The sequence below is a fragment of the Microbulbifer pacificus genome, from assembly GCF_033723955.1.
Taxonomy (GTDB): Bacteria; Pseudomonadota; Gammaproteobacteria; order Pseudomonadales; family Cellvibrionaceae; genus Microbulbifer; species Microbulbifer pacificus.
Genome location: NZ_CP137555.1, coordinates 1,397,775 through 1,419,602 on the forward strand (window position 1 = coordinate 1,397,775; position 21,828 = coordinate 1,419,602).

A 21,828-nucleotide genomic window follows, 5' to 3' on the forward strand; every position below is an offset into this window, starting at 1 on the left:
CGATATGAACCATGCAAATGGCAATGACGTCGATGAACTGAATCAGGAACAGGGAATCGATCTGCTACGCTATTGGAAAATTATTTTCGCCAAGCGTTGGATGATTATCGGCCTGACGGTGGCGATCACCGCGATTTCCGTTGCGATCATTCTCGCACTACCATCGCGTTATCAGGCAACGGCTTCTCTCGTTTTTGAAGTCGATCAATCAAACCCAATTTCTGTAGAAGAAATCTACGATCTTGGCTCTCAACGCCGGGACTACCTTCTTACGCAAACAGAAATGCTACAGTCTCGACAGGTGGCCGAGAGGGTCATTCTGCGCCTGAACTTGATGGACAACCCCGAGTTTTCTGGTCGGAGCTCCAGCAAAAAACCGCTGGACGCGATCACGGGGTTATTCAAAAGTGATAGCACTTCAACCAGCGATAGCCTCCCCCCCTTGGATCTTGACGATATCGCTACCGCGTTCCTCAAACGGCTAACTATCGAGCCATCAAGGAATACCAACCTGGTACGGGTAAAATTCGAAGCGAAATCTGCAAAACTCGCAGCGCAGGTTGCCAATGCTACGGTTGAAGAGTTTATTGCTTTGCAATCAGAAGCAAAAAACCAATTCACCAGTCGAGCCACTTCCTGGCTCAATGAACGACTGGAGAAGCTCCACCAAAAGCTGGACACATCAGAGAAAAACCTCCAGGCCTTCCGCGAAAGTGAAGACCTGCTTGATATCAGCGGTGTAAACGGCCTTTCCGAGAGGGACCTGAATACGGCAACAGCACAACTTCAGGACATGCGGCGTGAACTCAAGCAAATCGACAGCGTATTTGCGCAATTCAAAAGAAATCAGGGTAACGAGATAGCTCTTGCCAATCTGCCCGAGGTCATCAGCAATCCCCTGATTCAGGAAATAAAACGCAATGAGGCTGTCGCAGAAAGAAACGTAGCTGAATTGGCCCGCCGCTATAAGTCAAAACACCCAGCGATGGTCGCCGCCAGTAATGAATTGAAAATGGTTCGCAGCCAACTGGCCAACGAAGTACGCATTATCGCCAAGGCAATCGAAAGTCAATATAACACCGCTCTCGCGCGCGTACAGGCACAAGAGCTTGAAGTGGAGCGCGCTAAGGAAAATTACCAGAACGTATCCCAGAAGGAATTCCGTTATCAGGAATTGGTCAGGGAAGTGGAAGTGAATAGGCAGCTCTATGACACTTTCTTTACGCGAGTAAATGAGACTCGGGAAGCCTCCGGATTCGAAATCTCCCCGGCAAGACTGGTCGATTCTGCGGTAGCACCCCGGCAAGCCAACAAACCCAATAAGAAATTACTTGCTGGTATGGCTCTAATTGTAAGCCTGGTGTTTTCGACCGCACTAGCGCTGCTACTCGATTTCCTGCACCTGGGTGTTCGCAGTCCTGAAGACGTGGAAGTCTACCTTGGGCAACGCCTGATTGGACTTTTGCCAAAAGTCACCAATGGAAAAGATGGAGGCCTTAAATTAGGCACATATTTCGACCCAGATCAACACACTTTCAGTGAAGCGGTGCGCACTTTGCGGACGGGGGTGGTGCTTACCGGTCTTGGGAAGACGATGCGTGTAATCATGGTGACATCGTCCGTACCTGATGAAGGTAAATCGACTGTCGCAGAAAATCTTGCCTTTGCGATGAGCCAAGTCGAACGGGTTCTTCTCATCGATGCAGATTTACGAAAACCTACAATTGGCACGGATTTCGGTATCGTTCGTGAAAGCCCAGGGTTAACAAACCTAATACAGGGCACCTGTTCGGTTGATGAGTGTGTGCATGCATATAGCAGCAGCGGCCTCAGCGTGATGTCAGCAGGGACCTACTTGCCAGACCCGCAAAGACTTATCGTTGCGCATCAATTTAGTGATGTCATCAAGCAACTAGCCGAGAACTACGACCGAATTATTATTGATACACCTCCGATCCAGGCTGTCAGCGATGCTCTGATTATTTCACACCTGGCAGACGCCATTCTTTATGTTGTGAAATATGACTCAACCAACAAACGCACTGTAAACCGGGCTATCGGTCGGCTTACGCAAGTTGGTTCAAAAATTGATGGCGTAGTACTAACACACGTAGACACAAGTAAAGATGCCATCTACGCAGATGAATACTACGACTACAATTATGGCAAAGGGTTGCCTGCGTATGGCTCAACAGAGCACACGCAAGCGAATCCGGAGCAGCTCTCGCCAGTTAATATTGATGAAGAGCCGCGGATGTCCAATGAGGAGCATGACCTACCTGAGTTTAAAGAAGAAATAAACCCTGATGAATCCAACCTTGCAATGCTTGAATCCGAAGAACTGGAATTGCAAGACAAGCCTCAGGAAGAAAATTCGCTAGAAACCGATAACATTGAAAAAAATCCGAATACCGATTCCGGCGATATTTGCGAAGAAAGCTCCACAGAAGTCGAGGACAACTTAGCTGAAACAATTACAGAATATATCAGCGAAGAGTCCTCAGAAGAATCGTGTTTGAACATATCCGAGGAAACTCCAGAAGATACTACAGAGGAACCCTTCGCAGAAGCCATAGAGAATGATGAAGAAATTGTTTCCGAGGAAATTCCAGAGGAAATTCCAGAGGAAATTTTAGAGGCTTCTACAGAAGAAGCTTTTGAAGAAATTACACAAGACGCCTCTGATACAGAGGCTGATGTAAAAACATCAAAAAACAAGAGAAGACGCAAACGGGCAAGAAAGCTCCAAACTACCTGATTGGAAATCAGGATAGAAGACTCATCTGAGATCTATAATTTTTTAAAATCGTTCACCCCCCTAACGACTCGCGCGGGCCTGACAAGCCCGCGACTCTTTTTACAGCCCACCCGTATTCGTCCCCATCGTAAAAAAGGCACTCCAGAACCTGTCTCTCGCTTCTTTCGCCCATACATTCCGATCCAGCACATAACTGGAAGAAATAAAATTTATTTTGTGGAAAAAAATGGGCATATATTCCAACTGAAACCATAGTCTCAAGTGGGATAAACAATGAGCACGCGACTATAAAGAGTATGTGCTGACCTGTTTGAGATCAGTGCCCGCTGGTTCCGGGGGGCCCAGGCAACGGTTGCCGACGCCCTCGAAATAAAATTTTCAAGGTTGGAAGCGACGAGTTATGCGAGTGTTGCTGGTATTCGGGACCCGTCCCGAAGCGATAAAAATGGCCCCTCTTGTCAACCTGCTGCGTCAGGACTCGAGATTTGAAACCAAAGTTTGTGTTACCGGCCAACACAGAGAAATGCTGGATCAGGTCCTGTCGCTGTTTGACATTGTTCCGGACTACGACCTGAACGTCATGGAAGCCAATCAGGATCTTTTTCAGGTTACTTCGCGTATTTTGTTGGGCATGCGCGATGTGCTAAACGACTCCAAGCCGGATCGGGTGTTTGTGCACGGAGATACCACCACTACACTGGCGGCAGCGCTTTCTGCCTATTACTGCAAAATCCCTGTGGCCCATATAGAGGCGGGGTTGCGCACCGGTGACATCTACAGTCCCTGGCCAGAAGAGATGAATCGAAAGCTTACCGGGGCAATCGCTGAATTCCATTTTGCACCAACCGCGCTATCTCGGCAGAACCTGCTGAACGAGTCCATTTCTGACGAAAGAATTACGGTGACGGGAAATACCATCATTGATGCGCTCATTGATGTGGTCCGCCGTATCGAGACAGACGACACCCTGAGCTCAGAGCTTGAATCTCAATTCCCTTTCCTGAATCCGGACAAGAAGATCATCCTGGTTACCGGCCATAGAAGAGAAAATTTTGGTGCAGGCATGGAGAACATCTGTCACGCCATTCGTGAGCTCGCGACGCGCGACGATATTCAGTTTGTCTACCCGGTACATATGAATCCACGGGTACGGGAACCGGTCAACAGAATGCTCGCAGGGCTCGACAACGTGCACTTGATCAGCCCGCTCACCTACCTTCCGTTTGTCTACCTGATGCACCGCGCCCACCTGATTCTGACCGATTCCGGTGGCATCCAGGAAGAGGCCCCTTCGCTGGGTAAGCCGGTACTGGTAATGCGCGACATCACCGAACGTCCTGAGGGCGTGCGCGCAGGTACCGTCAAGCTGGTGGGCACCGACAGTAAAAAAATTGTGGCTGGTGTCACCGCACTACTCAATGACGACTTTGCCTACGAAGCAATGAGCGCAGCCCAGAACCCCTATGGCGATGGATTCGCCTGTGAAAAAATCATAAAAGGAATTTTGCATGCTACCCAGGAACTTGCCGTTTAATCGTGTATCCGTTGTCGGACTCGGATATATCGGCTTACCCACCGCAGCGATTCTGGCTTCCACTGGTGTTGAAGTAATCGGCGTCGATATTCGTCAGTCCGCAGTAGCCGCCATCAATGCGGGACGCATTCACATCTATGAACCGGGACTGGATTTTCTGGTCAAGAGGGTGGTCGATGCGGGCTTGCTGCGCGCCGTTACTACACCAGAACCCGCAGATGCCTTTGTTATCGCGGTACCCACGCCATTTTCGGAAGGACCAGAACAGCTTACCCCCGAGCCAGACTTGAGCTTTATTCGTGCTGCCACTGAGTCCATCGCACCGGTACTCAAATCCGGTGACCTGATCATACTTGAGTCGACATCACCGGTTGGCACCACCGAAAAAATGTCCCAATGGATTCAGGCCGCGCGTCCGGATCTTAGGGTTCCACACCCCGGTGGCACAGTCGCTGCAGATATACACATCGCGTACTGCCCGGAACGGGTACTACCTGGGCGTGTACTGGAGGAGCTGGTTACCAACGACCGCATAATTGGCGGACTGAGCGATGCCTGTAGTGCCGCCGCAATGGGACTGTACCACTTGTTTGTGGAGGGCGACTGCATCGTTACCGATGCCCGCACTGCGGAACTGACCAAACTTACGGAAAATGCCTATCGGGATGTCAATATTGCCTTTGCCAATGAAATGGCGCTTATCTGCGACCGCCTGGATATTGATGTCTGGGAGCTCATCCGACTGGCGAATCGCCATCCACGCGTACGCATTCTGAATCCCGGTCCCGGCGTTGGCGGTCACTGTATTGCCGTTGACCCCTGGTTTATTGTGAGTAGCGCACCGCAACAGGCCAAGTTGATTGCGCAGGCACGAGCCGTAAATGACAGTCGGCCACCCTATGTGGTCGCCCAGGTAGAACAAGCAGCCCGCGCAATCGACAACCCAGTGATTGCCTGCCTGGGCCTCGCGTTCAAGCCGGACATTGACGACTTGCGGGAGAGCCCTGCAATGCAGGTGGTGAAGCAACTGGCAAGCAAGCACTGCGGCACGCTGTTGGCCGTAGAACCGAATATCGCCGCACTCCCCGCTGAGCTCAACTCTCTCGGGGTTACGCTTTCCCCGCTCGACGCTGCCTTGGCCCGCGCCGATATTGCCGTGATCCTGGTTGATCACAAAGAGTTTCTGGATATCGATGCAAAGCAGCTTTCTGGTAAGGCGGTAATCGACACACGGGGCCTGGTATCACGACTGACCAATAACGCGGATGTCTTTCGCCAAAACGCGAGAGTTCCCGGCCTGATCCGGGACAGTGTCTGAACATGCGGGTTATGCTGACGCTCGATTACGAGCTATTTTTTGGCAAGCAAACCGGTACACCGCAGGCCTGTATGATCAAGGGCTGCGATGCGTTGCTGAAAGTACTGGAAAACCATTCAGCGTCCGCCGTCTTTTTTGTCGACGCCAGTTACCTGGTACGACTGCGAGAATACAGTCGCCGCTCCGTCAAACTTGCGCGCGACTATTCGGATGTAGTTTCGCACATACGCCAGCTCGAAGCGTGTGGCCACCAGATACAACTTCACATACATCCGCACTGGTTCGATTCTTGGCACGATGGCGGCCGTTGGCACATGGTTACCGACCGCTACCGGCTTGCACAGTGGTCGCGCCAAGATATCGCAAGCCTGGTCACCCGATGTGTACGGGAACTCAACTCCCATCTCACGCGCAAAGTTTTCGTTTTTCGCGCGGGCGGCTGGTGTGTGCAGCCATTTTCCTCCATCGCCGATGCACTCTGCACAAATGGTATTCGAGTGGACAGCTCCGTATTCCATGGTGGTGCCGCCGAGTCCGAAGTGCACCGGTTCGACTTCCGCTCAGCACCCCGGCGTTGCTGCTGGAGATTTGATACCGACCCTTGTCAACCGGAGCCTAACGGCGCTTTCACCGAAATGGCGATATCGTCCCAGTATGTTTCGCCGCTCTTCTACTGGCGGTTTGCGCTTGTCCGGCTGTTTGGCCAGGCAAATCGACACACAAGGTTTGGTGACGGCTCTCCGATAGAAAATGGGCGCCGGGATTTATTGCACTTGCTGACGCACTACTCCCATATGGCAGTGTCGATTGACGGCTACAAGGCAACGCTACTGCGCCGGGCCTTTCAACAGGCCAAAAAGCATCAACACACACATTTCGTCGCCATGGGCCACCCGAAATCCCTTACTCCCTTTGGACTTGAACACCTCAGCTCGTGGCTCGACGAAGTCTACAGTAACGGCGGACAACTCGAAGGTTATCCACAACCGAAAATCAACACACATGCACCGGCCCCTGCACTCGCGGATGGGTAAGCGCTATTCGTTGTTTATCTCGCGCCTATCGGTTTTCCCTGCAAGCCCCATGGGATAACGCACTCCTTTTCCGCGGCGATTTGAACTCATAAATTGGAGATATAGCCATAATGCACAGAATCGAACTACTAGGCGTACCGATGGATGTGGCCTCCATGCCCGATACCGTGGCATCTATTGCAGAAAGAATACGCAGCGGAGTGTTCACCCAGCACGTGGTTGTGAACGTGGCCAAGTTGATTCATATGCAGCGCGATGCGGAGCTATCTGCGTCGGTTAAGTCCTGTGACATCATCAATATTGACGGAATGGGTGTCGTTTGGGGGGCACGTTTTCTCGGCCATGACATACCCGAGCGGGTAGCGGGAATAGACCTGTTTTACTCACTGCTCCACATGAGTTCAGAACATGAATTTCCGGTATATTTTCTCGGCGCCCGGGAGCAGGTGGTGCAGGATGCGGTTTTAAAGCTAAAATCGCGTTTCCCCCAGCTAAACGTTGCAGGCTGGCATCATGGCTATTTCTGGGACGAGGAGGAGGCCGTGGTGGAGAAAATCCGCCAATCCGGTGCGCGATTGCTTTTTGTCGCCATCACTTCACCTCGCAAGGAAAATTTCATCCACCGCTGGCGCGATACCCTGGGTGTCGATTTCGTGATGGGTGTCGGTGGCACCTTCGATGTGGTCGCAGGAAAGGTCCAGCGAGCACCGCTGTGGGTGCAACGGGCCGGTCTCGAGTGGATGTTCCGGATGCTGCAAGAGCCCGGACGCATGTGGCGCAGGTACCTTTTTACCAACAGCGCCTTTGCATGGCTATTGCTCAGGGAAAAATTGCGTAGCCGGCTTTCACGCCGCACACCGAAGCGGGCTCAATTCCAACAAGTTTCCCGCACGAGTAAATAGCTAGCCGGTAAGAGAATAAGTCGCTTCGGCAATTACACCCGCGACCATCTGGCAGCGGTTTTTTCCGTGCCTGAAAATCAGCCTTTGGATAACCGGATTACAGCCTGTGCAAATTGATATTAACTGCGATCTCGGTGAGGGTGTCAACATCGATGACTGCGCTCGCGATGCGGTATTAATGGGCTTCATCTCCCGCTGTAATATTGCCTGCGGCGGACATGCCGGCGATGACACCACCATGGCGCTTACAGTGGAAAATGCCTTGAAGCAACAGATCGCCATAGGTGCGCACCCCGGCTATCCGGACCGGGACAACTTCGGGCGGAAGTCACTTACGCTGCCGGAAAGCGTGTTACTGCAAAGTATCGCCAAGCAGATCGAGAGCCTGTACGACATTACCGCACGAGCCAACGCCGACCTCAGTCACGTCAAACTGCACGGTGCACTCTATAACGACGCGGAAGGCGACCCGAAACTGGCGCACGCGATAGTCGCCTTGTTTCATAAGCGCTTCCCTCAACTGACGGTTCTCGGCTTGGCCAATGCAGCGATGGAAAAGGCCGCGCGGGACCTGGGGCAGCCTTTTTTACGCGAAGGATTCATGGATCGCCGCTATCTGAATGATCACCAGCTCGCCCCACGCTCCCAGGCCGGTGCGGTAATAGACGATTTCGTCCTGTGCCGGCAACAGACAATGTGCCTGATCAAAGGCGAAACATTTTCTTCCATCGAAGGCAAACCTCTGGCCTTCACCGTAGACAGCATTTGCCTGCACAGCGACAACCCACAAGCCCTGCACATAGCGTCCCGACTTCAACAGGCGTTGCATGAGGCGGATATCCGCATTTGCGCATGATCCCGCCATTCACACTGCGCCAGAATGGCGATGCGGCACTGGATATATGCTTCGACGCTACTCCGGGTGAATCCCTGAGCCGGGTCGTCATCAGCCTGAAAAATACGCTGGAGCGCGCTGTACAACGGGGAGATTGGCCGGAGTTGAGGGAGCTGATCCCGGCCTATCAATGCCTAACTGTCTGCTATGACCCGTTAGCGGCACAAGAGCCGGTGAATGTTTCACTGCAACAGCGCATTCGGGAATTTGTGGCTGAGACCATTGTCTCGACAAGCTTCCCGGACGCGGCGGATCAATCACAGGGTTCACAGATAGTGGTAATCCCTGTGTGCTACGACGCCCCCTACGCGCCGGACATGAGTGCAGTCTGCGCACATACCGGCCTGAGTCAAAGCCGTGTCATCGAACTGCACTGCCAGCCGGATTATCTGGTGCATATGCTCGGCTTCACCCCGGGGTTCCTGTACCTGGGCGGCCTCGCTCGCGAACTCCAGTGTCCCCGCAAGGCAAAGCCTGAGCTGCGCGTGGCTGCTGGCTCTGTCGGTATCGGTGGGGCTCAGACCGGTATTTATCCACAATCCACCCCGGGCGGCTGGCAGATTATCGGCCGCACCCCTCTCTCGCTATTTGCTCCCTACCGGGAATATCCTTTTATCGCCCGCCCGCTGGACCGTATACGTTTTGTGTCGATCACCTCACAGGAATTCGAAGCCATGAAACAAAGCGCCGCGAATACCTCAAATCCAGTGAAAGAGACCACCTGATGCTGCGCATTCTGAAGGCAGGATTGCAGACAAGTATCCAAGACGGCGGGCGCAGCGGCTGGATGCAGTACGGCATTGCAAAAGGCGGCGCGGCCGATCCGGTGGCGATGCAGCTCGCCAACAGTCTGCTGGGCAATCCACCGCATCACCCGTGCCTGGAAATTACACTCACCGGCCCCGATATCGAGTTTGGCTGTGACCTTTCCATCGCCATTTGCGGTGCGCAATTTGATTTAACGCTAAACGGGCAAAGCATCGATAATGACCAGGGAATCGCGGTCAAAAAGGGTGATCATCTCGCCTTCGGTCCACTGCAAAGCGGCGCGCGCGCTTACCTCGCGCTCTCCGCAGAAACGGTGTTACCAGCGGCCTTTGGCAGCTTGTCCACGCACATACAAACCGAATTCGGCGGCTATTGCGGTCGCGCACTGCGCGCGGGGGATGAAATTCGGCTACGTAATTGCCGCCGGGAACCGCCCCGGCAATTATCGAATGATTACCAACTGAGATATTCAGCCAGGCCACAGATACGGGTAATCGACGGGGCCGAGGCAGAGATGTTCGCCGACACTGCACGGGAACTGTTTTACCGCACGACCTACAGCGTTTCAGCGCAAAGTAATCGTATGGGGATAAGACTGGCGGGAAACGGTTTGGATACTGCCGGCTTGCCGCAAATGACGTCATCAGGACTCTGCCCGGGTAGCGTACAGATCCCACCGGATGGAAGTCCGATCATTTCATTTGTAGAGGGTCAGACAATTGGGGGCTACCCCCGCCTCGCCCACGTGATCTCGGCTGACCAGCATCTGCTCGGCCAGCTCAAACCGCATGACCGGATAGATTTCTTTCGGGTTGACCTGGATACCGCCATCCGCATTCTGCGCGACAAGACGGCGGAGCTAAGCAGACTTATTGAATAAATGTGCGCACGTTATGGATTTCAGGAAGCCACCCAGGTGACCGCCTCTTCCTCATGGTCATGGTCATGGTCATGGTCGTGCTTATCGGCACAGGGCGTCGCCTTCGGTGGGACGTAGCCCACGCGCTCCACAGGCGCCGCGTGCTTTTGCTCCCAGTAGGCCACAGCCTCCGCACACAGCATTTTCTGTTGCGGGGACAGCACAACACCGTTTGGCCACTTACCCAGCTCAATTGCCCTTTTTAGGCTGCCTACAATTTGCGGATTGAGGATCTGCAGCAATTCATCCAGAGACTGGAACATCGAGACTCTACCGTCGAAATTACACTATCAGAAAAAAAGAAAGCCGGTCTGGGACCGGCTTTCCTTCGCTCGGCACAGGTATGTACCGATCAACCTAAAGCGCAGGGCCTCAGGCTTCCGCAGCCTCTACGGCTTCGCCCGCTACCGGACGATCCACCAGCTCTACGTAAGCCATCGGAGCCTTGTCGCCGGCACGGAAACCGCATTTCAGAATGCGGATGTAACCGCCCGGACGGGCTTCGTAACGAGGACCCAGCTCGTCGAACAGCTTGCGCACAGCATCCTTGTCACGGATACGGGCGAAAGCCAGACGGCGATTGGCAACACTGTCTTTCTTGGCCAGGGTGATCAGCGGCTCGGCAACGCGACGCAGCTCCTTGGCTTTCGGCAGTGTGGTTTTGATCAGTTCGTGCTCTACCAGAGAAGCGGTCATGTTTTTGAACATGGCCTTGCGGTGAGAGCTGGTACGACTGAATTTACGGCCACTATAGCGATGACGCATAACTCAATTCCTCACGACTTCAATTGCTTTCTCAGCAAGTCGTCTGGGAGTGGTATTTACCAAAGGTACACACCACTCGGTTTTCTTCACAAGGGCGGGCAGAACCCGCGCCACAAATGCTTTACAGGGAGCTCAGCTTGCTGTCGCCCTTGAGGCTGGCCGGCGGCCAGTTCTCGAGGCGCATACCCAGGGACAGACCGCGGGAAGCCAGAACGTCCTTGATCTCGGTCAGGGACTTCTTGCCCAGGTTCGGGGTCTTCAGCAGCTCTACTTCGGTACGCTGAATCAGGTCGCCGATGTAGTAGATGTTTTCCGCTTTCAGACAGTTCGCCGAACGTACGGTCAGTTCCAGGTCGTCAACCGGACGCAGCAGTACCGGATCAACTTCCTCTTCCTTCGCTTCTGGCAGGGAGTCTTTCTCACCTTCCAGGTCCACAAACACTGCCAGCTGTTGCTGCAGGATGGTGGCGGCGCGACGGATCGCTTCTTCCGGGTCCAGAGTACCGTTGGTCTCCAGATCCAGAACCAGCTTGTCCAGGTCGGTGCGCTGCTCTACACGCGCGGATTCCACGCTGTAGGAGACGCGACGAACCGGGCCAAAGGAGGCATCCAGCTGCAGGCGGCCGATGGAGCGAGTCTCATCCTCGTCTTCGCGACGGGCGTCGGCGGGCTGGTAGCCACGGCCGCGCACAACGGTCAGACGCAGGTTGAGCTGCACGTCACCGGTAATGTTGGCGATGACATGCCCGGGGTTCACGATTTCGATGTCGTGATCCACCTGGATGTCGCCAGCGGTAACCGGGCCCGGGCCCTTCTTGCTCAGACTCAGCACTGCCTGGTCCTTGCCGTGCATCACCACCGCAATTTCCTTGAGATTGAGCAGGATTTCAATCACATCTTCCTGCACGCCTTCAATTGCACTGTACTCGTGCTCGACACCGTCGATTTCCACTTCGGTGACGGCGCAGCCGGGCATGGAGGACAGCAGGATGCGGCGCAGTGCGTTGCCGAGAGTGTGGCCGAAACCACGCTCCAGCGGTTCCAGAACCACTTTGGCGTGGTTCTGGTTGTACTCGGTGACGTCAATACGACGAGGTGTCAAAAACTCGTTGACAGCAGTCTGCATAGCCATACCTGTATTACAGTTTTATTCCTTAAATGGAACAGAGCCTTACTTGGAGTAGAGTTCCACGATAAGGTTTTCATTGATTTCTGCCGGCAGATCAACGCGGTCAGGAACACGCTTGAAGGTACCTTCCAGCTTGCTCGCGTTCACGTCTACCCACTCAACGTCACCGCGCTGTGCAGCGAGAGCAACGGAGTTCTGGATACGCATCTGCTTTTTGGCCTTCTCGCGAATGGAGATGACGTCGCCTTCCTTAACTTGGTAGGAAGGGATGTTCACGGTAGTACCATTCACCAGGATCGCCTTGTGGGCAACCAGCTGACGCGCTTCGGAGCGAGTAGAGCCGAAGCCCATGCGGTAAACCACGTTGTCGAGGCGTTTTTCCAGAAGTTGCAGCAGGTTTTCACCGGTTGCACCTTTCAGGCGCGCCGCTTCCTTATAGTAGTTTGCGAACTGCTTTTCCAGCACGCCGTAGATACGACGAACTTTTTGCTTTTCACGCAGCTGAACACCGTAGTCGGACAGGCGACCGCGACCAGCGCCATGAACGCCAGGCTTGGTTTCCGCGCGACACTTTGACTCGTGCGGGCGAACGCCACTTTTCAGCTGAAGATCGGTACCTTCCCGACGGGAAAGCTTACATTTTGGTCCAATATAACGTGCCATTTCGTCAACCCCCTCTTACACGCGACGTTTCTTGGGCGGACGACATCCGTTATGCGGGATAGGCGTCACGTCGGTGATGTTGGTGATCTTGTAGCCGCAGTTGTTCAGAGCGCGAACGGCAGATTCGCGACCCGGGCCTGGGCCCTTAACTTCGACATCAAGGTTTTTCAGGCCGTATTCCTGGGCGGCAGTACCTGCGCGCTCAGCGGCAACCTGGGCTGCGAAAGGGGTGCTCTTACGAGAACCGCGGAAACCGGAACCACCAGCGGTAGCCCAGCTCAGAGTGTTGCCCTGACGGTCAGTGATCGTCACGATCGTGTTATTGAACGATGCGTGGATGTGGGCAACACCGTCGACAACGGTCTTTTTGACCTTTTTGCGAACAGTAGTTTTTGGCTTAGCCATACCTGTATCCTAAATCCTGTACTTGTGAAGACTTGCGCGAAACGCTTACTTGCGGATCGGCTTGCGCGGACCCTTACGGGTACGGGCGTTAGTCTTGGTGCGCTGACCGCGAAGCGGCAGGCTGCGACGGTGACGCAGACCGCGGAAGCAACCCAGGTCCATCAGACGTTTGATGTTCATGGACACTTCACGACGCAGATCGCCTTCAACGGTCAGTTTCGCAACTTCACCGCGGATGGTTTCAATCTGCTCTTCGGACAGATCACGAAGTTTGGTGGATTCAGCGATACCTACCGCTGCCAGAATAGACTTGGCCGTAGTGCGACCGACACCATAGATATGGGTCAGGGAGATCACGGCGTGCTTGTGGTCTGGTACGTTTACACCAGCAATACGTGCCATAGAGGCATACTCCACGTATTGTGAACCGGCGCTACTTGGTAATGGCGCGGTTCAATTCTCAATTCGGCGCTGACAGCGAATAAAAAGCCATCAACACCACCAAAAAGGCGCGCAAGAATAGCTTTTCATACACCAAATTGCAATAGCCCACCCTCCCAGGGCCCTAACCCGGGGAAAGCGGACGACAGTCAACGCCCCCTTTTGAGACCTTCAAGACAACAATAAAGTGACTTTTCGGTCTCGCCGCAGACCGGGAGGTTTGCGGTGCGCCTTTTTACACGGGGCTGTGCAGAAAGGCAAATTCTTGATCACTCTATGCAAAACCGGCGCTAGGTCCGGCTTTGCATAGATCGACGTCGCTAGCAGCCCTCCCTGGGGCGGACGCCGACCCGGCCTTCCATGGCCGGTCGCTAAGCAATGCTGCGGAATGCCAACGGCATTCCGGTCACTGCTTAGCCCTGCCGCTGCTTATGACGCGGCTCGGCGCTGCAGATTACCCGCAGAACGCCTTTGCGACGTACGATTTTGCAGTTACGGCAGATCTTTTTGATAGAAGCGCGTACTTTCATGACCTTACCTCAATTCACTCCTGCTGCAGCGACTGCCGATTAACGGCGGCCGTAGCCTTGCAGATTCGCCTTTTTCATCAACCCCTCGTACTGGTGAGACAGCAGGTGCGATTGAACCTGTGCCATGAAGTCCATCACTACGACCACAACGATCAGCAGCGAAGTACCTCCCAAATAGAAGGGAATGTTCAGCCCGACCACCAGGAACTGCGGCAGCAGGGAGACCAGCGCGATGTAAACAGCACCCACCAGAGTCAGACGAGTCAGAACGGTGTCGATATAACGCGCGGTCTGTTCGCCGGGGCGGATACCGGGCACATAGGCACCGGATTTTTTCAGGTTGTCCGCTACTTCATTCGGGTTGAACATCAACGCCGTATAGAAGAAGCAGAAGAAGCCAATCAACAGTGCGAACAGAATAATGTTCAGCGGCTGACCGGGACCCAACTGCAGTGCCATCCACTGCAGGATCTGGGCACCGATACCCTCGCCACCCTGACCGAACCACTGCGCAAGAGTCGCAGGGAACAGCAGGATACTGCTGGCAAAGATCACCGGAATCACACCGGCCATATTGACCTTCAGCGGCAGGTGGCTGGACTGAGCCGCCGGCGCCTGGGAGTAACGACCAGCCTGACGACGTGCGTGGTTGATGGTGATACGGCGTTGGCCGCGCTCCATTACCACGACGAAGTACACAACAGCAATCGCTACGAAACCAATCGCCAGCAGCATCAGGATGTGCAGCTCACCCTGGCGCGCCTGCTCGAAAGCCTGGCCAATGGCACTGGGCAGACCAGCGACGATACCGGCAAAAATCAGCATGGAAATGCCGTTGCCAACACCGCGCTCCGTAATCTGCTCACCCAGCCACATCATGAACACCGCACCGGTCACCAGTGACACAACGGCCACAAAGTAGAAACCGAAGGCCGGTTCAGCGGAATAAGCCAGGTTCTGACCGGCGAGACCAAAGGTCATACCGATGCCTTGAACCAGTGCCAGCAACACCGTCAGGTAACGGGTGTACTGGTTGATCTTACGGCGCCCTGCATCGCCTTCCTTCTTCAACGCCTCCAGCGAAGGCGTTACCGCGGTCATCAACTGCATGATGATGGACGCGGAGATGTACGGCATGATGCCGAGGGCCAGAATACTCATCCGCTCCAGTGCGCCACCGGAGAACATGTTGAACAGACCAAGGATGGTTCCCTGGTTCTGGTTAAACAGGTTCGCCAGCTTTTCCGGATCAATACCGGGCACCGGAATATGAGTTCCCAAACGATAAACAAGTATCGCGAGAAACAGAAAACGAAGGCGAGCCCAGAGCTCGCCTAATCCCTTGCCGTTACCCAGGGAGTTAACACCAGATCCTGGTCGTGCCATTGGGGCCTCGATTTAGTCTTCTACTTTTCCGCCAGCAGCTTCGATGGCTGCTTTAGCACCTTTGGTGACGCTCAGACCTTTCACGGTAACCGCTTTGGTCAGTTCACCAGACAGGAACACTTTGGCGCGTTTAATGTGGCCGCCGATAATATCGGCATTTTTCAGCGCTGCCAAATCAATAGTGTCACCGTCTACCTTCGCCAGCTCCGCCAGACGCACTTCCGCTACAAAGCGGCCAACGCGAGAGGTGAAACCGTACTTCGGCAGGCGCTTCTGCAAAGGCATCTGACCGCCTTCGAAGCCCGGACGTACACGTCCGCCGGAACGGGATTTTTGACCCTTGTGGCCACGGCCACCGGTTTTACCCAGGCCGCTACCGATACCACGACCAACACGCTTGGGAGCGTGCTTGTGGCCTTCAGCTGGAGACAACTCATTCAAACGCATGTTATGCCTCCTCCACTTTTACGAGGTAATTCACCTTGTTGATCATGCCGCGCACAGAGGGAGTGTCTTCCACTTCCACAGTGTGACCGATGCGACGCAGACCCAGACCAGCGACGCACGCCTGATGATTTTTCAGACGACCGGCGACGCTCTTGACCTGGGTGACTTTGATGGTCTTCTTAGCCATGACTCATTCACTCAAAGCAAGTTCAGATCGGGCCACAGCGATTCTGCTGCTGTGACCCGGAACCGAATCAGTTCAGGATTTCTTCCACAGACTTGCCGCGCTTGGCAGCAACGTCTTCTGGGCTACTCATTTTGCCCAGCGCACTGAAGGTGGCGCGAACGACGTTTACCGGATTGGTAGAGCCGTAGCACTTGGCCAGTACGTTGTGGACACCAGCCATTTCCAGTACGGAGCGCATGGCACCGCCGGCAATAACACCGGTACCCTGGGAAGCGGGCTGCATGTAAACCTTGGAACCGCCGTGACGACCGTTGGTAGCGTACTGAATGGTGTCACCGTTCAGGTCTACCTGGATCATATTGCGACGCGCAGCTTCCATTGCCTTCTGGATGGCAACCGGCACTTCACGCGCCTTGCCACGACCGAAACCGACACGGCCATTGCCGTCGCCAACTACGGTCAGAGCGGTGAACGCGAAAATACGACCACCCTTTACGGTTTTGGCAACACGGTTGACCTGGACCAGTTTCTCCTGGAGGCCTTCGTCGTTGCCTTTCTCGACTTTTTCTCTAGCCATAACTCAACCCTTAGAATTTCAGACCGGCTTCACGGGCAGCGTCTGCCAGGGCCTTAACACGGCCGTGGTATTTGAACCCGCTACGATCGAAGGCTACCGCTTCAACGCCGGCGGCTTTCGCGCGCTCAGCGATCAGGGTACCAACGGCTGTAGCAGCGTCGACGTTACCGGTTTTGCTTTCACGCAGGTCCTTGTCCAGAGTAGAGGCTGAGGCCAATACCTTGTCGCCGTCGGCAGACAGGATCTGTGCGTAAATGTGGCGGGGCGTGCGGTTCACTGTCAGGCGAACGGCGCCCAGCTCACGCATTTTGGCGCGGGCACGACGTGCACGACGCAAGCGAGATTGCTTTTTAACGTTCATATCTATGCCTTACTTCTTCTTGGCCTCTTTGCGATACACACGCTCGTCAGCGTAACGGACACCCTTACCTTTGTAGGGCTCCGGCGGACGGAACGCGCGGATCTCAGCGGCCACTTGACCTAACAGCTGCTTGTCGCTGCTCTTCAGTACGATCTCAGTCTGAGTCGGAGTTTCGGCGGTCACGCCTTCCGGCAGATCGTAATCGACCGGGTGGGAGAAGCCGAGGCTCAGGTTAACGGACTTACCGGCGGCTTTCGCACGGTAACCCACGCCGACCAGTTGCAGTTTCTTTTCGAAACCCTGACTGACACCGACCACCATATTGCTAACCAGCGCGCGGGTAGTACCGGCGAGGGCACGTGCCTGCTTGGAACCATTGCGTGCAGCAAAGGTCAGCTGGTTTTCTTCCTGCTTCACTTCCACATCGCTGTGGGCAGAGAGGTTCAGGTTGCCATTTCCGCCTTTAATTACGATGTCCTGACCTTTCAGGTCTACGGAAACGCCAGCGGGGATGCTTACGGGACTATTAGCTACTCGAGACATATCAACCCCCGCTTAGAATACGGTGCAGAGCACTTCGCCGCCGACACCAGCCTGACGGGCCGCACGATCGGTCATCACACCCTTGGAGGTGGAGACGATAGCGATACCCAGGCCACCGCGAACGGAAGGCAGTGCTTTTTTACCGGTGTAAGCGCGCAGGCCAGGACGGGAAACCCGATCCAGCTCCGCGATTACCGGCTTACCCTGGAAGTATTTCAGTTCGATGGTCAGCTCGGGCTTGGCGCCTTCGCTCACAGCAACGTCAGAAACATAACCTTCGTTCTTCAGAACGTTGGCTACGGCTACTTTCAGTTTTGAAGAAGGCATAGAAACACTGCCCTTTCCGCGCGCCAGGGCGTTGCGGACGCGGGTCAGCATATCTGCCAACGGATCTTGCATACTCATTACTTAAGACTCCTCAAGTCTGCCTTTTACCAGCTGGACTTAACCAGACCGGGGACATCACCACGCATGGCGGCTTCACGCAATTTGTTACGGCACAGGCCGAATTTGCGGTAGACAGCGTGGGGGCGACCAGTGATCCGACAGCGACGTTGCTGACGAGTCGGGCTTGCATCGCGCGGCAATTGTTGCAGCTTGAGTTGAGCCTCCCAGCGCTCTTCATCAGAAGCGCTGGCACTGGCGATGATCGCCTTCAGCTCTTGACGCTTTTCGGCGTACTTAGCTGCGGTTCGAGCGCGCTTTACTTCACGCGCAATCATGGATTTCTTCGCCATGGAATCCTCTTAACCCTTGAAAGGGAAGTTGAATGCTTTCAGCAGTGCACGACCTTGGTCGTCGTTGGCCGCTGTAGTAGTGATACAAATATCCAGACCGCGGATCTTGTCTACTTTGTCGTAGTCAATTTCCGGGAAGATGATTTGTTCGGTTACACCCATCGAGAAGTTACCACGACCGTCGAACTGCTTCGGGCTGATGCCACGGAAGTCGCGAATACGCGGAATCGCGATACCGATCAGACGCTCCAGGAACTCGTACATACGCTCGCCGCGCAGAGTTACCTTACAGCCGATCGGCCAGCCATCACGGATCTTGAAGCCCGCAATTGACTTGCGAGCATTGGTGATGATGGGTTTTTGACCAGTGATGGCAGTCATGTCACTGACTGCGTGTTCCAGCACCTTTTTGTCACCAACCGCTTCACCAACACCCATGTTGATGGTGATTTTGGTGATGCGAGGCACTGCCATCACATTCTCGATACCCAGCTCTTCTTTCAGCTTGGGCGCGAGTTCTTTGGTATAGAGCTCTTTAAGCCTTGCCATTTTTTCCACCTGACTTATGCGTCAACGGCATCGCCGCTGGATTTGAAGACGCGGATCTTAGTACCGTCTTCCAGTACTTTAAAGCCTACCCGGTCAGCTTTCTGGGTGCTCGGGTTGAAAATGGCCACGTTGGAGGCCTGGATAGCGGCCTCTTTCTCAACGATGCCACCAGCAACACCCAGTTGTGGATTCGGCTTCTGGTGTTTTTTGATCATCTGAACACCGGATACGATCAGGCGACCGTCATTCAGCACCTTGCGTACGGTGCCGCGCTTGCCTTTGTCGCGACCGGCGATAACGATCACTTCGTCGTCACGCTTGATCTTGCGCATGTCTTTTCTCCACTCGTGGCTTAGATAACTTCGGGAGCCAGTGAGATGATCTTCATGAACTTCTCACCGCGCAGCTCGCGAGTTACCGGGCCAAAAATACGGGTGCCGACCGGCGCCAAGTTGTTGTTCAGCAACACCGCAGCGTTGTCGTCAAACTTGATCAGGGAACCATCAGCGCGACGCACACCTTTTCTGGTGCGAACCACAACTGCGTTCATTACCTGACCCTTTTTCACTTTACCGCGTGGAATTGCTTCCTTAACGGTCACTTTAATGATGTCGCCCACGCTGGCGTAGCGACGGTGGGAGCCGCCCAGCACCTTGATGCACATGACGCGGCGAGCCCCACTGTTATCGGCTACTTCTAAGTAGGATTCGGCTTGAATCATCGTTCCTCTCCGAAACTCTTCAATGCGCTAGGGGTTAAACCTTCGCCGCACGCTCTACAATTTGCTGCAAGGACCAGGACTTGCTCTTGGACAGCGGACGAGATTCTTCAATGATTACGACATCGCCGATGCCGCATTCATTGTTTTCGTCATGTGCCTTGAGCTTGGTGGACTTGCTCACGATTTTGCCGTAGATCGGGTGCTTCACACGGCGCTCGATCAAAACGGTGATGGTTTTATCCATCTTGTCACTCACGACCTTGCCGGTCAGAGTACGCTTCAGTTTTGCTTCAGCCATGATCAGTTACCTGCCTTCTCAGTCAAAACAGTCTTAATGCGAGCAATGTCGCGACGAGTCTGCTTCAGCAGATGGGTCTGAGTCAGCTGACCGGTGGACTTCTGCATACGCAGCTTGAATTGAGCTTCAAGCTGGCTCAGCAGTTCCTGGTTCAGTTCTTCAACTGACTTTGAGCGTAGATCTGCAGTCTTCATCACATCACCGAACGCTTAACGAAAGTTGTCTTTACAGGCAGCTTGGCTGCAGCGAGATCAAATGCCTCACGAGCCAGTTCTTCGGAAACACCCTCCATTTCATAGAGGACTTTGCCCGGTTGAATCTGGGCAACCCAGTACTCAACGCCACCCTTACCTTTACCCATCCGCACTTCAAGAGGCTTGTTGGTGATGGGTTTGTCTGGAAACACACGAATCCAGATCTTGCCGCCACGCTTAACGTGACGAGTCATTGCGCGACGAGCCGCTTCGATCTGGCGCGCAGTAATGCGACCGCGACCGATGGCCTTAAGGCCGAACTCGCCAAAGCTCACTTTGGAGCCGCGCTGGGAAAGACCGCGGTTGCGACCCTTCTGTACCTTGCGGAATTTTGTACGCTTCGGTTGTAGCATCTGCGCACCCCTTAATTAGCAGCTTTCTTGCGAGTCTTCGCTGGCTTCTCTTCGGGGATTTCGTCACCGATGACTTCGCCTTTGAAGATCCAAACTTTCACACCGATGATGCCGTAGGTAGTACTGGCTTCATAAGTGCCGTAGTCGATGTTGGCACGCAGAGTGTGCAGCGGTACACGACCTTCACGGTACCATTCGGTACGCGCGATCTCGGCGCCGCCCAGACGGCCGCTCACCTGGATCTTGATACCTTCTGCGCCCTGACGCATGGCGTTCTGTACGGCGCGCTTCATGGCGCGACGGAACATAACGCGACGCTCCAGCTGCTGGGCAACGTTCTGGGCTACCAGAGTGGCGTCCAGATCCGGCTTGCGCACTTCTTCGATGTCGATGTGCACCGGCACGCCCATCTGAGCGGTCAGGTCGTTGCGCAGACGCTCTACGTCTTCACCTTTCTTACCGATCACGATGCCCGGACGCGCAGTGTGAATAATCACACGAGCGGTGTTGGCCGGACGTTCGATCTCGATGCGGCTCACGGAAGCGTGGGCCAGCTTCTTGCGAATGTATTCGCGAACTTTCAGGTCCGTGTACAGCTTGTCTGCGTACTCGTCACTGCCGGCATACCACACAGAGGTATGCTTTTTAACGATACCCAGACGAATGCCGGTAGGATGTACTTTTTGTCCCATGGTTTTATCGCCTGCTCTGTTATTTCTCGGCTACTTTCACAGTGATGTGACAAGTACGCTTGAAAATGCGGTCAGCACGACCCTTGGCGCGCGGTTTAATGCGCTTCATGGTCATACCTTCATCTACGAAGACGGTGGAAACCTTCAGCTCGTCTACGTCAGCACCTTCATTGTGCTCGGCGTTGGCGATGGCAGATTCCAGAACCTTCTTGATGATCTCGGCACCCTTCTTGTGGCTGAAAGCCAGGATATCCAGGGCTTCCTCGACACCTTTACCGCGAATCTGATCTGCTACCAGACGCGCTTTCTGTGCCGACAGACGAGCACCGCGTAATTTTGCTTGTACTTCCATCTTTATAACCTCGGCTTAGCGCTTCTTCGCTTTCTTATCCGCGGCGTGGCCACGGTAAGTGCGGGTAGCAGCAAACTCGCCCAGCTTGTGGCCAACCATTTCTTCGTTGACCAGCACAGGCACGTGTTGACGACCGTTGTGCACGGCAATCGTCAGTCCAACCATTTCCGGCATAATCATGGAACGGCGGGACCAGGTTTTAATCGGTCGACGATCATTGGATTCAATCGCCGCCTCCACCTTCTTGATCAGATGCAGATCAATGAAGGGACCTTTCTTTAATGAGCGTGGCACTGTCGATTCCTCTCTA

32 protein-coding genes are annotated in these 21,828 nt (G+C 54.3%); 8 read left to right on the top strand and 24 right to left on the bottom strand.

What is annotated here, in order from left to right; all coding sequences use genetic code 11:
* Positions 1 to 4: 4 nt before the first annotated feature.
* The 8 genes from R5R33_RS06235 to R5R33_RS06270 all read left to right on the top strand — a co-directional run bounded on the left by R5R33_RS06235 (position 5) and on the right by R5R33_RS06270 (position 10,089).
* Positions 5 to 2,758 carry a GumC family protein gene (locus tag R5R33_RS06235; protein ID WP_318955177.1) on the top strand — a complete coding sequence of 918 codons (2,754 nt, stop codon included), beginning with the start codon at positions 5 to 7 and terminating at the stop codon, positions 2,756 to 2,758.
* Positions 2,759 to 3,158: 400 nt separating this feature from the next.
* A complete protein-coding gene (gene wecB, locus R5R33_RS06240) occupies positions 3,159 to 4,292 on the top strand; it encodes a non-hydrolyzing UDP-N-acetylglucosamine 2-epimerase (RefSeq protein WP_318955178.1) in 1,134 nt (377 codons plus the stop codon).
* Positions 4,267 to 5,610: a UDP-N-acetyl-D-mannosamine dehydrogenase gene (gene wecC, locus R5R33_RS06245; protein ID WP_318955179.1), complete on the top strand. Its 1,344-nt coding sequence runs from the start codon at positions 4,267 to 4,269 to the stop codon at positions 5,608 to 5,610. The genes wecB and wecC overlap by 26 nt, the downstream gene beginning before the upstream one ends.
* An 11-nt stretch (positions 5,611 to 5,621) precedes the next feature.
* Positions 5,622 to 6,644 carry a polysaccharide deacetylase family protein gene (locus tag R5R33_RS06250; RefSeq protein ID WP_318955180.1) on the top strand — a complete coding sequence of 341 codons (1,023 nt, stop codon included), beginning with the start codon at positions 5,622 to 5,624 and terminating at the stop codon, positions 6,642 to 6,644.
* Between the two features lie 110 nt (positions 6,645 to 6,754).
* Positions 6,755 to 7,546, top strand: coding sequence for a WecB/TagA/CpsF family glycosyltransferase (locus tag R5R33_RS06255; protein WP_318955181.1), 792 nt, complete (start codon positions 6,755 to 6,757; stop codon positions 7,544 to 7,546).
* 106 nt (positions 7,547 to 7,652) lie between these two features.
* Positions 7,653 to 8,402, top strand: coding sequence for a 5-oxoprolinase subunit PxpA (pxpA, locus tag R5R33_RS06260; protein WP_318955182.1), 750 nt, complete (start codon positions 7,653 to 7,655; stop codon positions 8,400 to 8,402).
* A complete protein-coding gene (pxpB, locus tag R5R33_RS06265; RefSeq protein ID WP_318955183.1) occupies positions 8,399 to 9,166 on the top strand; it encodes a 5-oxoprolinase subunit PxpB in 768 nt (255 codons plus the stop codon). The genes pxpA and pxpB overlap by 4 nt, the downstream gene beginning before the upstream one ends.
* A complete protein-coding gene (locus R5R33_RS06270) occupies positions 9,166 to 10,089 on the top strand; it encodes a 5-oxoprolinase subunit C family protein (RefSeq protein WP_318955184.1) in 924 nt (307 codons plus the stop codon). Before pxpB ends, R5R33_RS06270 begins: the two co-directional genes overlap by 1 nt.
* A gap of 20 nt (positions 10,090 to 10,109) precedes the next feature.
* Here the strand turns inward: R5R33_RS06270 and R5R33_RS06275 are convergent, their stop codons facing one another.
* The 24 genes from R5R33_RS06275 to rpsS all read right to left on the bottom strand — a co-directional run bounded on the left by R5R33_RS06275 (position 10,110) and on the right by rpsS (position 21,812).
* Positions 10,110 to 10,391, bottom strand: a complete 282-nt coding sequence (locus R5R33_RS06275) for a DUF1315 family protein (protein ID WP_318955185.1) — start codon at positions 10,389 to 10,391, stop codon at positions 10,110 to 10,112.
* A gap of 109 nt (positions 10,392 to 10,500) precedes the next feature.
* Complete coding sequence (gene rplQ / locus R5R33_RS06280) at positions 10,501 to 10,893, bottom strand: 50S ribosomal protein L17 (protein WP_105101947.1); 393 nt, start codon at positions 10,891 to 10,893, stop codon at positions 10,501 to 10,503.
* A gap of 121 nt (positions 10,894 to 11,014) precedes the next feature.
* Positions 11,015 to 12,019, bottom strand: a complete 1,005-nt coding sequence (locus tag R5R33_RS06285) for a DNA-directed RNA polymerase subunit alpha (RefSeq protein ID WP_318955186.1) — start codon at positions 12,017 to 12,019, stop codon at positions 11,015 to 11,017.
* A 45-nt stretch (positions 12,020 to 12,064) separates the two neighbouring features.
* Entirely contained in the window at positions 12,065 to 12,685 is a 621-nt protein-coding gene (rpsD, locus tag R5R33_RS06290; protein WP_318955187.1) for a 30S ribosomal protein S4, read from the bottom strand.
* A 15-nt stretch (positions 12,686 to 12,700) separates the two neighbouring features.
* On the bottom strand, positions 12,701 to 13,090 hold the full coding sequence (gene rpsK / locus R5R33_RS06295; RefSeq protein ID WP_043320820.1) for a 30S ribosomal protein S11: 390 nt from the start codon (positions 13,088 to 13,090) through the stop codon (positions 12,701 to 12,703).
* Positions 13,091 to 13,135: 45 nt separating this feature from the next.
* Positions 13,136 to 13,492, bottom strand: a complete 357-nt coding sequence (gene rpsM, locus R5R33_RS06300; RefSeq protein WP_138236927.1) for a 30S ribosomal protein S13 — start codon at positions 13,490 to 13,492, stop codon at positions 13,136 to 13,138.
* Positions 13,493 to 13,944: 452 nt separating this feature from the next.
* Complete coding sequence (gene rpmJ, locus R5R33_RS06305) at positions 13,945 to 14,061, bottom strand: 50S ribosomal protein L36 (protein WP_105101951.1); 117 nt, start codon at positions 14,059 to 14,061, stop codon at positions 13,945 to 13,947.
* A gap of 39 nt (positions 14,062 to 14,100) precedes the next feature.
* Entirely contained in the window at positions 14,101 to 15,447 is a 1,347-nt protein-coding gene (gene secY, locus R5R33_RS06310) for a preprotein translocase subunit SecY (protein WP_318955188.1), read from the bottom strand.
* A 12-nt stretch (positions 15,448 to 15,459) separates the two neighbouring features.
* On the bottom strand, positions 15,460 to 15,894 hold the full coding sequence (gene rplO / locus R5R33_RS06315) for a 50S ribosomal protein L15 (RefSeq protein WP_318955189.1): 435 nt from the start codon (positions 15,892 to 15,894) through the stop codon (positions 15,460 to 15,462).
* 1 nt (position 15,895) lies between these two features.
* Positions 15,896 to 16,081 (bottom strand): 50S ribosomal protein L30, encoded by a 186-nt coding sequence (rpmD, locus tag R5R33_RS06320; protein WP_105101954.1) that lies wholly within the window; start codon positions 16,079 to 16,081, stop codon positions 15,896 to 15,898.
* A gap of 67 nt (positions 16,082 to 16,148) precedes the next feature.
* Positions 16,149 to 16,658, bottom strand: coding sequence for a 30S ribosomal protein S5 (gene rpsE, locus R5R33_RS06325; protein ID WP_105101955.1), 510 nt, complete (start codon positions 16,656 to 16,658; stop codon positions 16,149 to 16,151).
* Between the two features lie 10 nt (positions 16,659 to 16,668).
* Positions 16,669 to 17,019, bottom strand: a complete 351-nt coding sequence (gene rplR, locus R5R33_RS06330; protein WP_138236930.1) for a 50S ribosomal protein L18 — start codon at positions 17,017 to 17,019, stop codon at positions 16,669 to 16,671.
* Between the two features lie 9 nt (positions 17,020 to 17,028).
* Positions 17,029 to 17,562: a 50S ribosomal protein L6 gene (gene rplF, locus R5R33_RS06335; RefSeq protein WP_318955190.1), complete on the bottom strand. Its 534-nt coding sequence runs from the start codon at positions 17,560 to 17,562 to the stop codon at positions 17,029 to 17,031.
* A gap of 12 nt (positions 17,563 to 17,574) precedes the next feature.
* Positions 17,575 to 17,967, bottom strand: a complete 393-nt coding sequence (rpsH, locus tag R5R33_RS06340) for a 30S ribosomal protein S8 (RefSeq protein WP_318955191.1) — start codon at positions 17,965 to 17,967, stop codon at positions 17,575 to 17,577.
* Positions 17,968 to 17,993: 26 nt separating this feature from the next.
* Entirely contained in the window at positions 17,994 to 18,299 is a 306-nt protein-coding gene (rpsN, locus tag R5R33_RS06345) for a 30S ribosomal protein S14 (protein ID WP_318955192.1), read from the bottom strand.
* Positions 18,300 to 18,308: 9 nt separating this feature from the next.
* Positions 18,309 to 18,848, bottom strand: a complete 540-nt coding sequence (gene rplE / locus R5R33_RS06350; protein ID WP_318955193.1) for a 50S ribosomal protein L5 — start codon at positions 18,846 to 18,848, stop codon at positions 18,309 to 18,311.
* Positions 18,849 to 18,862: 14 nt separating this feature from the next.
* On the bottom strand, positions 18,863 to 19,180 hold the full coding sequence (rplX, locus tag R5R33_RS06355) for a 50S ribosomal protein L24 (protein WP_105101961.1): 318 nt from the start codon (positions 19,178 to 19,180) through the stop codon (positions 18,863 to 18,865).
* Positions 19,181 to 19,200: 20 nt separating this feature from the next.
* Entirely contained in the window at positions 19,201 to 19,569 is a 369-nt protein-coding gene (gene rplN, locus R5R33_RS06360) for a 50S ribosomal protein L14 (protein WP_318955194.1), read from the bottom strand.
* Between the two features lie 34 nt (positions 19,570 to 19,603).
* Positions 19,604 to 19,867: a 30S ribosomal protein S17 gene (gene rpsQ, locus R5R33_RS06365; RefSeq protein ID WP_318955195.1), complete on the bottom strand. Its 264-nt coding sequence runs from the start codon at positions 19,865 to 19,867 to the stop codon at positions 19,604 to 19,606.
* Positions 19,868 to 19,869: 2 nt separating this feature from the next.
* The gene (rpmC, locus tag R5R33_RS06370) at positions 19,870 to 20,061 is read right to left on the bottom strand and encodes a 50S ribosomal protein L29 (RefSeq protein ID WP_043320803.1); all 192 of its coding nucleotides are present in this window, start codon (positions 20,059 to 20,061) and stop codon (positions 19,870 to 19,872) included.
* On the bottom strand, positions 20,061 to 20,474 hold the full coding sequence (rplP, locus tag R5R33_RS06375) for a 50S ribosomal protein L16 (protein ID WP_105101964.1): 414 nt from the start codon (positions 20,472 to 20,474) through the stop codon (positions 20,061 to 20,063). The genes rpmC and rplP overlap by 1 nt, the downstream gene beginning before the upstream one ends.
* Positions 20,475 to 20,485: 11 nt before the next feature.
* The gene (rpsC, locus tag R5R33_RS06380) at positions 20,486 to 21,166 is read right to left on the bottom strand and encodes a 30S ribosomal protein S3 (RefSeq protein ID WP_318955196.1); all 681 of its coding nucleotides are present in this window, start codon (positions 21,164 to 21,166) and stop codon (positions 20,486 to 20,488) included.
* 19 nt (positions 21,167 to 21,185) lie between these two features.
* Positions 21,186 to 21,518 (bottom strand): 50S ribosomal protein L22, encoded by a 333-nt coding sequence (rplV, locus tag R5R33_RS06385; protein WP_318955197.1) that lies wholly within the window; start codon positions 21,516 to 21,518, stop codon positions 21,186 to 21,188.
* Positions 21,519 to 21,533: 15 nt separating this feature from the next.
* Positions 21,534 to 21,812, bottom strand: coding sequence for a 30S ribosomal protein S19 (rpsS, locus tag R5R33_RS06390; RefSeq protein WP_105101967.1), 279 nt, complete (start codon positions 21,810 to 21,812; stop codon positions 21,534 to 21,536).
* Between the last annotated feature and the right edge of the window lie 16 nt (positions 21,813 to 21,828).

Bases quoted from the DNA above. Each gene is read 5' to 3' on its own strand.
- R5R33_RS06235 (WP_318955177.1), top strand. From the start codon at position 5: ATGAACCATGCAAATGGCAATGACGTCGATGAACTGAATCAGGAACAG.
- wecB (WP_318955178.1), top strand. From the start codon at position 3,159: ATGCGAGTGTTGCTGGTATTCGGGACCCGTCCCGAAGCGATAAAAATG.
- wecC (WP_318955179.1), top strand. From the start codon at position 4,267: ATGCTACCCAGGAACTTGCCGTTTAATCGTGTATCCGTTGTCGGACTC.
- R5R33_RS06250 (WP_318955180.1), top strand. From the start codon at position 5,622: ATGCTGACGCTCGATTACGAGCTATTTTTTGGCAAGCAAACCGGTACA.
- R5R33_RS06255 (WP_318955181.1), top strand. From the start codon at position 6,755: ATGCACAGAATCGAACTACTAGGCGTACCGATGGATGTGGCCTCCATG.
- pxpB (WP_318955183.1), top strand. From the start codon at position 8,399: ATGATCCCGCCATTCACACTGCGCCAGAATGGCGATGCGGCACTGGAT.
- R5R33_RS06270 (WP_318955184.1), top strand. From the start codon at position 9,166: ATGCTGCGCATTCTGAAGGCAGGATTGCAGACAAGTATCCAAGACGGC.
- R5R33_RS06275 (WP_318955185.1), bottom strand. From the start codon at position 10,391: ATGTTCCAGTCTCTGGATGAATTGCTGCAGATCCTCAATCCGCAAATT.
- rplQ (WP_105101947.1), bottom strand. From the start codon at position 10,893: ATGCGTCATCGCTATAGTGGCCGTAAATTCAGTCGTACCAGCTCTCAC.
- R5R33_RS06285 (WP_318955186.1), bottom strand. From the start codon at position 12,019: ATGCAGACTGCTGTCAACGAGTTTTTGACACCTCGTCGTATTGACGTC.
- rpsD (WP_318955187.1), bottom strand. From the start codon at position 12,685: ATGGCACGTTATATTGGACCAAAATGTAAGCTTTCCCGTCGGGAAGGT.
- rpsK (WP_043320820.1), bottom strand. From the start codon at position 13,090: ATGGCTAAGCCAAAAACTACTGTTCGCAAAAAGGTCAAAAAGACCGTT.
- rpsM (WP_138236927.1), bottom strand. From the start codon at position 13,492: ATGGCACGTATTGCTGGTGTAAACGTACCAGACCACAAGCACGCCGTG.
- rpmJ (WP_105101951.1), bottom strand. From the start codon at position 14,061: ATGAAAGTACGCGCTTCTATCAAAAAGATCTGCCGTAACTGCAAAATC.
- secY (WP_318955188.1), bottom strand. From the start codon at position 15,447: ATGGCACGACCAGGATCTGGTGTTAACTCCCTGGGTAACGGCAAGGGA.
- rplO (WP_318955189.1), bottom strand. From the start codon at position 15,894: ATGCGTTTGAATGAGTTGTCTCCAGCTGAAGGCCACAAGCACGCTCCC.
- rpmD (WP_105101954.1), bottom strand. From the start codon at position 16,081: ATGGCTAAGAAGACCATCAAAGTCACCCAGGTCAAGAGCGTCGCCGGT.
- rpsE (WP_105101955.1), bottom strand. From the start codon at position 16,658: ATGGCTAGAGAAAAAGTCGAGAAAGGCAACGACGAAGGCCTCCAGGAG.
- rplR (WP_138236930.1), bottom strand. From the start codon at position 17,019: ATGAACGTTAAAAAGCAATCTCGCTTGCGTCGTGCACGTCGTGCCCGC.
- rplF (WP_318955190.1), bottom strand. From the start codon at position 17,562: ATGTCTCGAGTAGCTAATAGTCCCGTAAGCATCCCCGCTGGCGTTTCC.
- rpsH (WP_318955191.1), bottom strand. From the start codon at position 17,967: ATGAGTATGCAAGATCCGTTGGCAGATATGCTGACCCGCGTCCGCAAC.
- rpsN (WP_318955192.1), bottom strand. From the start codon at position 18,299: ATGGCGAAGAAATCCATGATTGCGCGTGAAGTAAAGCGCGCTCGAACC.
- rplE (WP_318955193.1), bottom strand. From the start codon at position 18,848: ATGGCAAGGCTTAAAGAGCTCTATACCAAAGAACTCGCGCCCAAGCTG.
- rplX (WP_105101961.1), bottom strand. From the start codon at position 19,180: ATGCGCAAGATCAAGCGTGACGACGAAGTGATCGTTATCGCCGGTCGC.
- rplN (WP_318955194.1), bottom strand. From the start codon at position 19,569: ATGATTCAAGCCGAATCCTACTTAGAAGTAGCCGATAACAGTGGGGCT.
- rpsQ (WP_318955195.1), bottom strand. From the start codon at position 19,867: ATGGCTGAAGCAAAACTGAAGCGTACTCTGACCGGCAAGGTCGTGAGT.
- rpmC (WP_043320803.1), bottom strand. From the start codon at position 20,061: ATGAAGACTGCAGATCTACGCTCAAAGTCAGTTGAAGAACTGAACCAG.
- rplP (WP_105101964.1), bottom strand. From the start codon at position 20,474: ATGCTACAACCGAAGCGTACAAAATTCCGCAAGGTACAGAAGGGTCGC.
- rpsC (WP_318955196.1), bottom strand. From the start codon at position 21,166: ATGGGACAAAAAGTACATCCTACCGGCATTCGTCTGGGTATCGTTAAA.
- rplV (WP_318955197.1), bottom strand. From the start codon at position 21,518: ATGGAAGTACAAGCAAAATTACGCGGTGCTCGTCTGTCGGCACAGAAA.